The organism is Pseudomonas sp. B392_1p (genome assembly GCF_052245235.1).
Taxonomy (GTDB): Bacteria; Pseudomonadota; Gammaproteobacteria; order Pseudomonadales; family Pseudomonadaceae; genus Serpens; species Serpens gallinarum.
The window spans coordinates 121,318-134,406 of sequence record NZ_JBQPXM010000006.1 but is presented as its reverse complement, the minus strand read 5'-3'; the positions used below and the strand labels follow the sequence as shown (position 1 = coordinate 134,406).

The following is a 13,089-nucleotide window of genomic DNA, read 5'->3' as shown; positions in this document are numbered from 1 at the left end:
TGGATCGCTAACGCCTGATCCACCCTGTCCCGACAGGTCCCTAGTCCGGGACGAATCCCGCAGGGCGCTTGCCCTTCAAATACCAGGCGAAGGCAATGATCTCGGCGATGCAGCGGTACAGCGCCTCGGGAATCTCATCGCCCGGCTCCAGGCGCGCCAGCAGGCGCAACAAATCGGCGTTTTCGTAAATGGGCACCTGATGCTCACGGGCCAGGGCGACAATCGCCTCGGCCAGGGCATCCTCGCCCTTGGCGGTCAGAGTGGGGGTGTGCTGGCCGTCGTAGCGCAGGGCGATGGCGTGGCAAGGGGTGTGGTCAGTCATGCGTTGTCGTCAATCCAGCGGTGTTCAACAGGGGTCGCGGACGGCTGCGGCGGTACGCCCTGCCGGCAGTTCAGCTCGCCCACCGTTAGGCCAGCGGCCTGCAGCCGCTCGCGCAGTTGCCCGAGTTCCTGTGCAATGAGGGTTGCGGTCTGTGCGTGCGCGGCCCACAGTTGGCCGGATAACTGGCCCCGGCTTAACTGCGCCTGAACCTGCAATGGGCCCAAGGGCGCGAGGTCGAAGGCCAGGTCGATCTTCCACAGGCTTTCGCGATCCGACTCGCTTGGGCGAGCATCGGGCTGCTCGCGCTGGATTTTCAGCTGCAAAGGCGTGGGCTGATCGCGCAGCGGCAGCTCCATCTGCCAGGTGGTGGTCAGGGAGTTGTCGGGTCCGCCCTGGGTCTGCGCCAGGCTGGACAACTGATGGGTCTGGACCCGGGAAATGGCCGCGGCGGCGAGCTTCAACAGGCTTTGCACATCACCTTCGCTTTCCAGTTCGGCGGCCAGGCGGCTCGGTAGGGGGAAACTCAGCCCCGGCGCGCGCCCATTTTGCTGGCCCAGCACACCGAGCAGGCTACGGGCGACGCTCGGCAGGCTGCTGGCCAGGGCTGCGCTGGCGGGCGTGGTGGCCAGTGCCAGGCTATTAAGCCCGGGCGCAAGCTGGGCAACCAAGCGCAGAAGGTTAGCTTTAAGGTCGTGGGTCAGGGTGCCCGCCTGGCTGCTCAACAGTCGTTGCTCAAGCCCCAGGCCGCTGTCTTTCAGCGCCTGGGCCAATCGTTGCGCATCACCCAGTTGGCCGAGGGTTGGGAGACTGTTTTGCAACTGCTCGATGCTTTGGCGCAATGCGGGTGGCAGGCTGGGTGGCTCCAGGCGGGCGAGGGCATTGAACACGGCTTGCAGCGAGCCTTGACGAGCATGCTGGGAGGCCAGTTGTTGCAGCGCGTCGAGCTGCTCCAGGCGTGCGCCCAACGGTAGAAACTGCAACGTCTGGCCATTGCGCACCTGGGCGCTGAACAGGCTGCCGACCGGCAAGGGGTGAGCACTTTCCAGCACTAACTGGCGTCCGGCCAGAGGCGGGCTGAGCACCTGCACAATGATCTGTTGCAGGTTCGTCACGCTGTTCCGCGTGTTGCTCAGCACCCGGGCCTGCAGCAGGCTGCCCGCTGGCAACTGGCTTAAATCCAGGCGCTGCAGGGGACGCTCCGTGGTCGTGATCAGGCTGGCCAGCAGCCGATTGCCCGTCTGTGCGGTGAGCTGCAGCTGGCTGCCTACCCCTGGGGCAGGGCTGTCGCCGGCGCGTACCTGGAGCTGGGCGGTGCGTCCATCCGGCAGGGTCAGGCGCAGCGTCAACTGCTGGCCTGTCGATAAATCTCGCTGGGCGGTGACTTCGGCCTGCGCACGCTGCCCGGGCGCGAGCAAGGCTTCGAGCGGTTGCAGCGCGGTCAGGCGCACTTGCAAGGTCGTAACCGACGCCGAACTGCTCAAGGACGCCGTGCTGGGTGGGGAAAAATTGATTTCGCTCATGAAATGGTTATACGCCCTTACAACCTGCCCCAATTGCCCGCATTGAGTGAGAGGAGTCACATGTATAATGCCGCCCCAATCGGATCGGCGCTCCCTTCTTCTCAGGTAACGGCCGTCTCCAGACTGACTTGAGGCACGTGGTCGGCAGATACCGCGGCGTGTCGCTGTTTTGTCGCATTTATTTGGATAGGCATGGCGTGAGCAGTCCCTTTCTCGAAACCGTAGCGCTGACTTGTGAGCGCGACTGGCGCGTGTTGTTCGAAGGCCTGGAGCTGCGGCTGTTGCCGGGTGACATGCTGCAGGTCGTGGGCCCCAATGGCAGCGGCAAAACCAGTTTGCTGCGCCTGCTCTGCGGGCTGATGCAACCCACCGCTGGCGAAGTACGCTTGCAGGGCGAGCCGCTGGCCGCCAGGCGCGGCGAGCTGGCGCGCAATCTGCTGTGGATCGGTCACGCCGCCGGGATCAAGGGCTTGCTCACTCCGGAAGAGAACCTGGCCTGGCTGTGCGCCTTGCATCAGCCGGCCGATCATGAGGCGATTCGCCAGGCACTGACAGCGGTCGGCCTGCGTGGTTTCGAAGATGTTCCCTGCCATACACTGTCCGCGGGACAGCAGCGTCGTGTAGCGCTGGCCAGACTCTATCTGCAGGCTCCACCCTTGTGGATTCTCGATGAGCCGTTTACTGCGCTGGACAAGCAAGGCGTAGCGCAACTGGAGAGCCATCTGGCCCAGCATTGTCTGCAGGGCGGCATGGTAGTGTTGACCACTCATCACTCGCTGGACGAAAAACCTGCCGGCTATCGGGAACTTGATTTAGGGCAGCGCGCGGCATGAGTAACGTCTTTACCCTGTTGCTCGCGCGCGAGGCGCGCTTGTTGTTTCGCCGCCCCGCTGAGTTGGCCAATCCACTGGTCTTCTTCGCCATCGTGATCGCCATGTTCCCCCTGGCGGTGGGGCCCGAGAGCCAGTTGCTGCAAACGCTTTCACCGGGACTGGTGTGGGTGGCGGCGCTCTTGGCCGTGCTGCTCTCACTGGATGGGCTGTTTCGCAGCGACTTCGAAGACGGTTCGCTGGAACAGTGGGTCGTTTCGCCGCACCCTCTGGCTCTTCTGGTGCTTGCCAAGGTACTGGCACACTGGCTGTTCACCGGGTTGGCCCTGGTGCTGCTTTCGCCCTTGCTGGCGTTGATGCTGGGTTTGCCGTCGCGCTGCCTGCCGGTACTGCTGGCCACGCTGCTGCTCGGTACGCCGATCCTCAGCCTGCTGGGCGCGGTGGGCGCGGCGTTGACCGTAGGCCTCAAGCGCGGCGGGTTGCTGCTGGCGCTGCTGATTTTGCCGCTGTACATCCCGGTGCTGATTCTTGGCAGCGGAGCGTTACAAGCGGACCTGCAAGGATTGCCCACAGCCGGCCACCTGTTGTGGCTGGCCAGTCTGACCGCTCTGGCGGTCACCCTGACCCCTTTCGCCGTTGCTGCCGGTTTGCGGATCAGCGTAGGCGAATAGGATTTAAATGGCGCATCGGGCGCCACTTGATATGACGAAAGGGCCGGGCGGCGATCCGGTGCCGCGACCTAAGAGTGTTGCAATGAACTGGACATGGTTTCACAAGCTGGGTTCGCCCAAATGGTTCTACGAAATCAGTGGCCGCTGGCTGCCCTGGCTGGGCGCGGCGGCTGTGCTATTGCTGGTCGTCGGCACCGTCTGGGGCCTGGCGTTTGCACCGCAGGACTACCAGCAGGGCAACAGCTTCCGGATCATCTACATCCATGTGCCCGCGGCCATTCTCGCCCAGTCGATCTACCTGATGCTGGCGGTGGCTGGCGTCGTCGGATTGGTGTGGAAGATGAAGCTGGCTGACGTGGCCTTGCAGCAGGCCGCGCCGCTGGGCGCCTGGATGACTGTGATCGCCCTGGTGACCGGCGCCGTGTGGGGCAAGCCGACCTGGGGCGCCTGGTGGGTATGGGACGCGCGCCTGACCTCGATGCTGATCCTGCTGTTCCTGTATTTCGGCGTTATCGCTCTGGGTAACGCGATCACCAACCGCGACAGCGCCGCCAAGGCCTGCGCCGTGCTGGCCATCGTCGGCGTGGTCAATATCCCGATCATCAAGTATTCGGTGGACTGGTGGAACACGCTGCACCAGCCGGCCACCTTCAAGCTCACCGAGAAGCCGGCGATGCCGATGGAAATGTGGCTGCCGTTGCTGGTCATGGTCATCGGCTTTTACTGTTTCCTCGCCACGGTGGTGTTGATGCGCATGCGCCTTGAAGTGCTCAAACGTGAATCGCGCAGCAGCTGGGTAAAAGCCGAGCTGCGCGCCCAACTGGAGGGACGTCGGTGAATTTCGCCTCCTTCTCCGAATTTGTCGCCATGGGCAACCATGGTCTGTACGTGTGGACGTGCTACGGCATCAGCCTGGCCGTCATCCTGTTCAACGTCGCCCAGCCGTTGCTGGCGCGCCGGCGTTATCTGCAAGAAGAGGCGCGTCGTCTGCGCCGGGAGGAAATGAAGTGAATCCTGTGCGCAAGAAGCGTCTGATCATCGTGCTGGCCATCATCGTCGGGGTTGGCGCTGCGGTCGGCCTGGCCTTGTCGGCGTTGCAGCAGAACATCAACCTGTTCTATACCCCCACACAAATCGCCAATGGCGAGGTGCCGGAAGGTGTGCGTATTCGCGCCGGCGGCATGGTCAAGGAAGGCTCGTTGAAGCGCTCCGAAGACTCGTTGCTGGTCGAGTTCGTAGCCGGCGACGGTGCTGCTGAAGTGACCATGCGCTACCAGGGCATCCTCCCCGACCTGTTCCGCGAAGGGCAGGGCATCGTCGCCCTAGGCCGCCTGAATGCCGACGGCGTGCTGGTCGCCGACGAGGTGTTGGCCAAGCACGACGAGAACTACATGCCGCCGGAAGTGACCCAGGCCCTGGAAAGCGCCAAGCTGCAGAATAATGCGGAGGCGACCCAATGATTCCCGAGCTTGGCCATCTGGCCCTGATTCTGGCCTTTTGCCTGGCCATCGTGCAGTCCACGCTGCCGCTGATCGGCGCGTGGCGCGGTGATCGCCTGTGGATGGGCTTGGCGCAGCCAGCGGCGTGGGGGCAATTCTTCTTCCTCGCGGTGTCCCTGGCCTGCCTGACCTATGCGTTTCTGGTTGACGACTTCTCGGTCGCCTATGTCGCCCATAACTCCAACAGCGCCTTGCCCTGGTTCTTCAAGTTCAGTGCCGTGTGGGGCGCCCATGAAGGCTCGCTGCTGCTGTGGGCCTTCATTCTCGGTGGCTGGACCTTTGCAGTGGCGGTGTTCTCCCGTCATCTGCCGGAAGAAATGCTGGCCCGCGTGCTGGCGGTGATGGGCATCATCAGCATCGGCTTCCTGCTGTTCCTGATCATGACCTCCAACCCCTTCGAGCGCCTGCTGCCGCAAGCGCCAATGGACGGTCGCGACCTCAACCCGTTGCTGCAAGACTTCGGCCTGATCGTCCACCCGCCGATGCTCTACATGGGCTACGTCGGTTTCTCGGTAGCCTTCGCCTTCGCCATTGCCGCATTGCTGGGCGGTCGTTTGGACGCTGCCTGGGCACGCTGGTCGCGCCCTTGGACGCTGGTTGCCTGGGCGAGCCTGGGCATTGGCATCGTGCTCGGCTCCTGGTGGGCCTACTACGAACTGGGCTGGGGCGGCTGGTGGTTCTGGGATCCGGTGGAAAACGCCTCTTTCATGCCTTGGCTGGTGGGTACCGCGCTGATTCACTCGCTGGCGGTCACCGAAAAGCGTGGCGTGTTCAAGAGCTGGACCGTGCTGCTGGCAATTGCCGCGTTCTCGCTGAGCCTGCTGGGTACCTTCCTGGTGCGTTCCGGTGTGCTCACCTCGGTACACGCCTTCGCGGCCGATCCGGAGCGGGGCGCGTTCATCCTGGTGTTCCTGCTTATCGTGGTGGGTGCCTCGCTGGCGCTGTTCGCGGTGCGTGCACCGGTGGTCAAAAGCCAGGTCGGCTTTGCTCTGTGGTCCCGCGAGACCTTATTGCTGGTCAATAATCTGGTGCTGGTGGTAGCCACGGCGATGATTTTGCTCGGCACCCTGTATCCGCTGCTGCTCGATGCGTTGACCGGCGCCAAGCTGTCGGTTGGCCCGCCGTACTTCAATGCGATGTTCCTGCCGCTGATGGCGATCCTGATGTTGGCCATGGCTGTGGGTGTGCTAGTGCGCTGGAAGGACACGCCGGTGAAATGGCTGTTGAACATGCTCACGCCCGTGCTGATCGGCAGTGCGGTGCTTGGTGGTCTGGCGTCCGTGCTGCTGGGCGATTTCCACTGGGCGGTGCTGGCCGTGTGCTTGCTGGCAGCCTGGGTGGTGCTGGCCAGCGTACGCGATCTACTCGACAAGACCCGTCACAAGGGGCTGTTTAAGGGCATGCGCAGCCTGAGCCGCAGCTACTGGGGCATGCATTTGGCCCACTTGGGGATTGCCGTGTGTGCCATTGGCGTGGTGCTGTCTTCCCTGCAGAGCGCCGAGCGCGACCTGCGCATGGCGCCGGGCGAGTCCCTCGAACTGGCCGGCTACCGCTTCGTCTTTGAAGGTGCGGTACACCACGAAGGTCCCAACTACACCTCCGACAAGGCCACGCTGCGCGTGTTCGAGAACGACAAGCAGATCGCCGTGCTGCACCCCGAGAAGCGTCTGTATACCGTGCAGATGATGCCGATGACCGAAGCCGGTATCGATCCCGGGTTGTTCCGCGATCTCTATGTCGCCCTCGGTGAGCCGCTGGAAGATGGCGCCTGGGCCGTGCGCTTGCACGTCAAACCTTATGTGCGCTGGATCTGGCTGGGCGGGTTGATGATGGCTTTTGGTGGCGTGCTGGCCACGCTGGACCGTCGCTACCGCGTCAAGGTCAAGAGTCGCGTACGTGAAACCTTGGGCCTGACAGGAGTACCGGCATGAAGCGTGGATTTCTGCTGATTCCGTTAGCGATCTTTCTGATTGTCGCGGCCTTCCTGGCCAAGGGGTTGTTTCTCAATCCCCAGGAGCTGCCTTCAGCACTGATCGGCAAGCCGTTCCCCGCCTTTGAGTTGCCGAGTGTGCACGAGGGCAAGCCAGTAACCCGTGAAGCGCTGCTCGGCAAGCCGGCGTTGGTCAACGTATGGGCGACCTGGTGCCCGACCTGTCGAGCCGAGCATGAAACGCTCAATGCGTTGACCAGTCAGGGAGTGGTAATCCATGGCGTCAATTACAAGGACGACAACGCTGCGGCGCGCAAGTGGCTGACGGATCTGCTAGATCCCTACCAGATCAACATTGAAGATAAAGTCGGCAGCCTGGGTCTGGACCTGGGTGTCTATGGCGCGCCGGAAACCTTCCTTATCGACAAGCACGGCATCATCCGCCACAAGTATGTCGGTGCCATTGATGAGCGCGTCTGGCGCCAGCAGCTGGCACCGCTCTACCAGGAGTTGCTCGACGAATGAAACGTTTGCTTGCCGCTGTGTTGTGCAGCCTGGCGCTGGCCGGTATGGCCTGGGCCGCCATCGACACCTACGAGTTCGCCAGCGAGGCTGAGCGTCAGCGGTTTCGCACGCTGACCTTCGAGTTGCGCTGCCCCAAGTGTCAGAACCAGAACATCGCCGATTCCGACGCGCCGATCGCCATGGATCTGCGCCGGGAAATCTACCGGATGATGGGCGAGGGCCAGAGCGACAAGCAGATCGTCGACTACCTCGTGGCTCGCTACGGCGATTTCGTGCTGTACAACCCACCCGTTGAAGCCCGCACCCTGTTGCTCTGGTACGGCCCCTGGGCCTTGCTGGGCGGTGGCCTGTTGGTATTGCTGATAATTGTGGTGCGCAAACGCAAGGTGGAAAGCGCACCGCAAAAAGCCCTGCTGTCCGCTGAAGAGCAGCAGCGTCTCTCTCAATTGCTGGATAAGAAGGACTCATGATCGATTTCTGGCTTGCCGCCGTCCTGTTGTTGTTGGTGGCCTTGGCGTTTCTCCTGATTCCGGTGCTGCGGGGCCGTCATGCCCAGCGCGAGGAAGACCGTACCGCCCTTAACGTGGCGCTCTACGAAGAGCGTCAGGCCGAGCTGAAGACCCAGCATGCCGCCGGCACCCTTAACAGCGAGCAATTCGCCGCAGGCAAAGCCGAAGCGGCCCGTGAGCTGCTGGCCGATACCGAAAACGTAGACGTACAGCGCAGCGCGCACCTGGGCCGCACCGCGCCGTTGCTGGCAGCGGTACTGGTGCCGGTGTTGGGCCTGGGCCTGTATATGTACTGGGGCGCCAGCGACAAGCTGGAGCTGTCCCGCCAGTTCGACCAGGCGCCGGCCTCGATGAGCGAAATGGTTGCCCGTCTGGAGCAGGCGGTCAAAGCCCAGCCAGAAGCGGCGGAAGGTTGGTACTACCTGGCGCGTGCCTATATGGTCGAAGAGCGTCCGGCCGATGCGGCCAAGGCGTTCGAACGTACTGTGACGCTCGCAGGCCGTGATCCCGCATTGCTTGGCCAGTGGGCCCAGGCGCTGTACTTCGCCGGTGGCCAGCAGTGGACCGAGCAGATCCAGTCGCTGACGCGCGAAGCGCTGCACATCGATCCTGAAGAAACGACGACCTTGGGCTTGCTGGGCATCTCTGCCTTCGAGGCCGGGCGTTTTGCCGAAGCGGTCGAGCACTGGGAAAGACTGGTTGCTACCTTGCCGGCCGATGACCCGTCTCGCGCGGCGATTCAAAGTGGTATCGAGCGTGCCCGCGCCCAGGCGGGTGATCAGCCGCAGGGCGCCCAGGCGGCCCCGGCGACTATTCAGCTCAAGATGCGGGTAGAGCTGGGCGCGCAGGTGCGCGATCAGGTGCAGCCGGGCGACAGCGTGTTCATTTTCGCCCGCGCCGTTGATGGGCCGCCGGCCCCCCTGGCAGCCAAGCGGCTTAGCGTTGCCGAGTTGCCGGCTGAGCTGACCTTTACCGATGCCGATGCAATGCTTCCCCAGTTGCGCTTGTCCAACTTCCCGAAGGTCGAGCTGGTGGCGCGGATTTCCCGGGGCGGTGATCCGCAGAGCGGAGAGTGGATCGGGCGCAGCAAGGCGGTGGATTCCAGCAATACGCAACTCCAGCAGCTCGTCATCGATCAACCCGATAGGCCCTGAATAACAGCCGGCTCTGGCCGGCTCTGGAGAAGAGATGCAGCGGCGCGCGCCCTGTTTGCACCTGAGTCGAGTCGTCCTGGGATCGCTGATGGTGGTACTGGCGGGCTGTGCCAGCGATGCGGTCTACCATCTGCCCGGTTCACAACCACAGCGCCAGCCAGCGCCTGTGCCTGAATCACCGACCCGTCCGGTGATTACGCCTGCGGTCCCGGCCACGCCTTCCCCGGGAACGCCGTCAGTCCCGGCCACGCGCAAGACGCATCCGCGTTACGCGCCGCCTCCACACCTGGATGCCCATTGGGACAATCAGCTGGGGGTCTATGTGGTCAGTGGCCAATCACTCTATTACCGCGAACGCCTTTACTACCGCTGGAGCAATGGCTGGTACTGCGCCGGCCAGCCGGGTGGTCCTTGGGAGGCGGTCGACGAGCCTAGCGTCCCCACGGGATTACGCGGCTTGCACTGAAGTGCCGCTCGTTGGAAGGCTGGCTGATGTCATCCAGGAATCCAGGCGTACCACGAGAAATGCTTGTAAGTGAGGCTGCGCGCTAGGGTGACGCGTCGAAGATTGGACGAGCGTGCTGAGGTTTTTCGGTGTGAGACTGCTCAATTCCGTCGAGCGGATTTCGCGAGTCCAAAAAGCAGAAAGCCCCGCGGGATAGCGGGGCTTGGGTGAGGATGGTAGGTCATGAGCTACCTGTATCGTTCTGTTGTCGGTTACGCCGCCAGAGTCTTGCTGCGGGCGCGTTCGATGACGCGTTGCAATCGCTCGCTGCCCTGATAATGCTCAGGGTAGAGGCGTTCGCTGTGACAGGCGATGCCGTGCTCGTTTACCAGCGTGAAGCTGAAATTACCTTTGCGGCTGGGTGCCAGAAAATGGCAGTCAAGCGGTGCGAAGGCTTCGGATAGAACGCGGATTGCGTCCTGGGCGCGATGTTGAATAGACATATTATTATGTGTTCCTTTTGCAAAAAACGACTGTAGCCGTTTGTGAAGGCTCCGAATCCCGCCACTCACCTGAGTGGTCGTAATGTTCCTTATCGGAGCAGTGCCGCCAACGGAAGGTTCCGTAACCTGCTAAGTAAAGCTTAAGCAAGCTACATGACAGTTGTGCGGCGGGTTATCAAGTTTGCGTGCGGCAGGGATAAGGTTCTGATCCCTGTGGTTCCGTACTGATCGTTCGTCGGGCTTTTGAGGGTCTTTCGAAGTGTGACTTCCAGCGTTGGCGAACGGGAATCGCCTGGAAATCCACACCGGGTGACGGTCGACTTGATAACTAACGAGGGTCACTCTAGCCCATTTGCAGCGGACGTGCATAGGGGTAGAGAAATCTTGAAATAGAAAAACCCGCCGAGCAAGGCGGGTTTTTCGGGAATTTGGTCGGAGCGACAGGATTCGAACCTGCGACCTTCTCGTCCCGAACGAGACGCGCTACCAAGCTGCGCTACGCTCCGTTTGGATGGCGCGCATTGTACCGAAAAACTTTTGATGCACAAGGGGTTAGGGGGGATTTTTTTCGCGGCCCGGTGACAAGCGGGGTCATGTGCCGCCTGGGTTACCGGCCGGAACGGCGTGCTGTAGCAAGTCCGGGGTGTTCAGGTTGGCGAGGCGAATATCGTCCTCCGGGCAATCCAGGGCAATGGCGCCGTGGCGAATTAAAACGTGTCGAGGCGCGCGTTCACCGGCAAGCCAGGCGTGCTCGATACTGTCACGCAAGCTCACCGGAATCAGGCTGAACAGAGGCTGCCAATGATCACCCTGGCGCAGCATTACGGGTCGCTGTGGGTGACGGACGGCCTGCTGGCGGATGGCATCGATCAGGTCGCCGTCGATCAGGGGGGCATCGCAGGGCAAAATCAGCAGGTGGTCGTGCCTGGCAGCTGCAAGGCCGGCGCGTATGCCCGCCAGAGGGCCTGGAAAATCATCATTCTGATCGGTCACCAGGCGGTCGGCGAAGGGCCGATAGCGATCGATATTGCGGTTGCAGGAAATGATCAGATCGTCGGTCAGCGGTCGGACGCAGTCATGCAACCAGGCAATCAACGGGCGGCCCTGCCAGTCGATCAGTCCTTTGTCCCGGCCGCCCATGCGTTGGCCACGTCCGCCCGCCAGCAGAAGTACCGAGCAGGATGGCAGGACTAAGGGGGCAGGCATGGCGGGGCTCCTGGGGCAGGGGGCTGTGATATAACACTGCGACGTGAACCCCACAACTGGAAGCTGTTCATGAATCACAAGGCTGATGCGCTTTTTGTTCCCCTAAGTATTGCCGTACTCACCGTAAGTGATACGAGAAGTCTGGAAACCGACACTTCCGGTCAACTGTTCGTTGACCGCCTGACGGCTGCCGGCCATGCCCTCGCCGAGCGGGTATTGCTCAAGGACGATCTTTACAAGATTCGCGCGCAAGTCGCGACCTGGATTGCCGATGAGCGCATCCAGGTGGTCCTGATCACTGGTGGCACCGGCTTTACCGGGCGCGACAGCACCCCAGAGGCGGTGAGCTGCCTGTTCGACAAGCAGGTGGATGGTTTCGGTGAGCTGTTCCGGCAGGTTTCCTACGCCGACATCGGTACCTCCACCGTGCAGTCCCGAGCGCTGGCCGGCCTGGCCAACCGCACGCTGGTGTGCTGCCTGCCGGGGTCCACCAATGCCTGTCGCACAGCCTGGGACAGTATCCTCGCCGAACAGCTGGATGCCCGCCATCGTCCGTGTAACTTCGTGGCGCACCTCGTGCGCGCCGAGGCGTGTGGGAGTCGCGGATGAGCAGCGAACCTTCGGCTTTATTGCCGCTAGATGCTGCGCTGGAGCGGCTGCTGGCGCTGGCCGACGCGACTCCGATTGTCGACTGCGAAGAGGTGACTCTGGATCAGGCGCAAGGCCGGGTGCTGGCTGATGCGCTGTTGGCCGGGCTCGATTTGCCGCCCTGGGACAACAGCGCGATGGACGGTTACGCGCTGAATCTCGCCGACTGGCAGGGCGAGCCACTGCCGGTCGGGCAGCGGCTCTTCGCTGGCAGCGCGCCGACGCTGTTGCAACCGGGGAGTTGTGCACGGATTTTCACCGGTGCGCCGCTGCCCGAAGGCGCAGACTGCGTTGAAATGCAGGAAAACGTCGAGGTGCTGGCGGATGGCCGAGTGCGTTTTCTGCAACCGCTCAGGACGCGCCAGAACGTACGGCCCAAGGGGCAGGAGACCCGCATCGGCGATTGCGTGCTGGCGGCCGGCAGCCGGTTGGGGCCCATAGAGCTAGGCCTGGCAGCATCGCTGGGGCAGGCGAGTCTGCGGGTGCGCCGCCGACCACGCGTGGCGGTGCTGTCGACGGGCGATGAATTGGTGGAGCCGGGGCTGCCGCTGGGCCCTGGACAAATCTACAACAGCAATCGTCGTGTGCTGTGCAGCTGGTTGCAACGTCTGGGCTGCACGGTGGTGGATGCCGGCATCCTGCCTGACGATGCGCAGGCCACCCGTGAAGCGTTGGCGCGTCTGGGCGAGGTCGATCTGATTCTGTCCAGTGGAGGCGTTTCGGTCGGCGAGGCGGATTTTCTCGGCCAGGTACTGCGCGAGGCAGGCGAACTGGCTTTTTGGAAGTTGGCGATCAAACCGGGCAAGCCGCTGACCTGCGGGCACTATCGAGGCGTTCCGGTGCTCGGATTGCCCGGTAATCCAGCCTCGACGCTGGTGACCTTCGCGTTGCTGGCCCGACCCTATCTGTTACGCCGACTGGGCGTGACCAGCGTGGTGCCGCTGGGGTTTGACGTGCCGTCGGGCTTTGTTTGGAGCAAACCGGGCAAGCGCCGCGAGTACCTGCGCGCCCGCGTGGAACAGGGACGTGCGGTGATGTATGCGAACCAGAGCTCTGGCGTTTTGCTCAGCGCTGCCTGGGCCGAAGGCCTGGTGGAGGTGCGCGAAAATACAACGTTTTCCGAAGGCGATCCGGTGCGTTTCATCCCGTTCAGCGAGGTCTTGAATTAGCGTCTGCGCATAGCTTGCGTTGCTCTGCAAGAGGCAGGCGTTGCGCTTGCATTCTGGCTATGCCGAATGCGCCGTAAGCTGACCTTCCCGCCAAAGCACTACAGCTGCGCCTGCCTCGGCCGATAACCTGACAGCAGCAGGTTAGATCCGACGGATAA

General features: G+C 62.7%; 16 protein-coding genes and 1 tRNA gene. 12 read left to right on the top strand and 5 right to left on the bottom strand.

Annotated features, from left to right (window positions below):
- Positions 1-40: 40 nt before the first annotated feature.
- Together ACTV8E_RS10790 and fliK are read right to left on the bottom strand one after the other, a co-directional pair.
- Positions 41-322, bottom strand: a complete 282-nt coding sequence (locus tag ACTV8E_RS10790; RefSeq protein WP_443199502.1) for an EscU/YscU/HrcU family type III secretion system export apparatus switch protein — start codon at positions 320-322, stop codon at positions 41-43.
- Entirely contained in the window at positions 319-1,842 is a 1,524-nt protein-coding gene (gene fliK / locus ACTV8E_RS10785) for a flagellar hook-length control protein FliK (protein ID WP_443199501.1), read from the bottom strand. The genes ACTV8E_RS10790 and fliK overlap by 4 nt, the downstream gene beginning before the upstream one ends.
- A 197-nt stretch (positions 1,843-2,039) precedes the next feature.
- Here fliK and ccmA point away from each other — a divergent pair, with 197 nt between their 5' ends.
- From ccmA to ACTV8E_RS10735, 10 genes are all read left to right on the top strand, one after another.
- Positions 2,040-2,675, top strand: coding sequence for a cytochrome c biogenesis heme-transporting ATPase CcmA (gene ccmA, locus ACTV8E_RS10780; protein ID WP_251835279.1), 636 nt, complete (start codon positions 2,040-2,042; stop codon positions 2,673-2,675).
- Complete coding sequence (gene ccmB / locus ACTV8E_RS10775; protein ID WP_251835280.1) at positions 2,672-3,343, top strand: heme exporter protein CcmB; 672 nt, start codon at positions 2,672-2,674, stop codon at positions 3,341-3,343. The genes ccmA and ccmB overlap by 4 nt, the downstream gene beginning before the upstream one ends.
- 82 nt (positions 3,344-3,425) lie before the next feature.
- Positions 3,426-4,181: a heme ABC transporter permease gene (locus tag ACTV8E_RS10770; RefSeq protein ID WP_251835281.1), complete on the top strand. Its 756-nt coding sequence runs from the start codon at positions 3,426-3,428 to the stop codon at positions 4,179-4,181.
- Positions 4,178-4,354, top strand: a complete 177-nt coding sequence (ccmD, locus tag ACTV8E_RS10765; RefSeq protein ID WP_251835282.1) for a heme exporter protein CcmD — start codon at positions 4,178-4,180, stop codon at positions 4,352-4,354. Before ACTV8E_RS10770 ends, ccmD begins: the two co-directional genes overlap by 4 nt.
- The gene (gene ccmE, locus ACTV8E_RS10760) at positions 4,351-4,803 is read left to right on the top strand and encodes a cytochrome c maturation protein CcmE (RefSeq protein ID WP_443199500.1); all 453 of its coding nucleotides are present in this window, start codon (positions 4,351-4,353) and stop codon (positions 4,801-4,803) included. Before ccmD ends, ccmE begins: the two co-directional genes overlap by 4 nt.
- The gene (locus ACTV8E_RS10755) at positions 4,800-6,773 is read left to right on the top strand and encodes a heme lyase CcmF/NrfE family subunit (RefSeq protein ID WP_443199499.1); all 1,974 of its coding nucleotides are present in this window, start codon (positions 4,800-4,802) and stop codon (positions 6,771-6,773) included. Before ccmE ends, ACTV8E_RS10755 begins: the two co-directional genes overlap by 4 nt.
- Positions 6,770-7,297 (top strand): DsbE family thiol:disulfide interchange protein, encoded by a 528-nt coding sequence (locus ACTV8E_RS10750; RefSeq protein ID WP_443199498.1) that lies wholly within the window; start codon positions 6,770-6,772, stop codon positions 7,295-7,297. Before ACTV8E_RS10755 ends, ACTV8E_RS10750 begins: the two co-directional genes overlap by 4 nt.
- Positions 7,294-7,767 carry a cytochrome c-type biogenesis protein gene (locus ACTV8E_RS10745; protein ID WP_273535576.1) on the top strand — a complete coding sequence of 158 codons (474 nt, stop codon included), beginning with the start codon at positions 7,294-7,296 and terminating at the stop codon, positions 7,765-7,767. Before ACTV8E_RS10750 ends, ACTV8E_RS10745 begins: the two co-directional genes overlap by 4 nt.
- Positions 7,764-8,960, top strand: coding sequence for a c-type cytochrome biogenesis protein CcmI (gene ccmI / locus ACTV8E_RS10740; protein WP_273535575.1), 1,197 nt, complete (start codon positions 7,764-7,766; stop codon positions 8,958-8,960). Before ACTV8E_RS10745 ends, ccmI begins: the two co-directional genes overlap by 4 nt.
- Positions 8,961-8,994: 34 nt before the next feature.
- Positions 8,995-9,426 (top strand): hypothetical protein, encoded by a 432-nt coding sequence (locus ACTV8E_RS10735; RefSeq protein WP_443199497.1) that lies wholly within the window; start codon positions 8,995-8,997, stop codon positions 9,424-9,426.
- A gap of 251 nt (positions 9,427-9,677) precedes the next feature.
- On the opposite strand, the gene ACTV8E_RS10730 is transcribed toward ACTV8E_RS10735, so the two are convergent.
- From ACTV8E_RS10730 to mobA, 3 genes are all read right to left on the bottom strand, one after another.
- Positions 9,678-9,908, bottom strand: coding sequence for a hypothetical protein (locus ACTV8E_RS10730; RefSeq protein WP_251835289.1), 231 nt, complete (start codon positions 9,906-9,908; stop codon positions 9,678-9,680).
- Between the two features lie 429 nt (positions 9,909-10,337).
- A tRNA-Pro gene (locus tag ACTV8E_RS10725) sits at positions 10,338-10,414 on the bottom strand.
- An 85-nt stretch (positions 10,415-10,499) separates the two neighbouring features.
- On the bottom strand, positions 10,500-11,114 hold the full coding sequence (gene mobA, locus ACTV8E_RS10720) for a molybdenum cofactor guanylyltransferase MobA (protein WP_251835290.1): 615 nt from the start codon (positions 11,112-11,114) through the stop codon (positions 10,500-10,502).
- 69 nt (positions 11,115-11,183) lie between these two features.
- Here mobA and moaB point away from each other — a divergent pair, with 69 nt between their 5' ends.
- Together moaB and ACTV8E_RS10710 are read left to right on the top strand one after the other, a co-directional pair.
- Complete coding sequence (moaB, locus tag ACTV8E_RS10715; protein ID WP_443199496.1) at positions 11,184-11,723, top strand: molybdenum cofactor biosynthesis protein B; 540 nt, start codon at positions 11,184-11,186, stop codon at positions 11,721-11,723.
- Entirely contained in the window at positions 11,720-12,931 is a 1,212-nt protein-coding gene (locus ACTV8E_RS10710) for a molybdopterin molybdotransferase MoeA (RefSeq protein ID WP_443199495.1), read from the top strand. The genes moaB and ACTV8E_RS10710 overlap by 4 nt, the downstream gene beginning before the upstream one ends.
- Positions 12,932-13,089 lie beyond the last annotated feature (158 nt).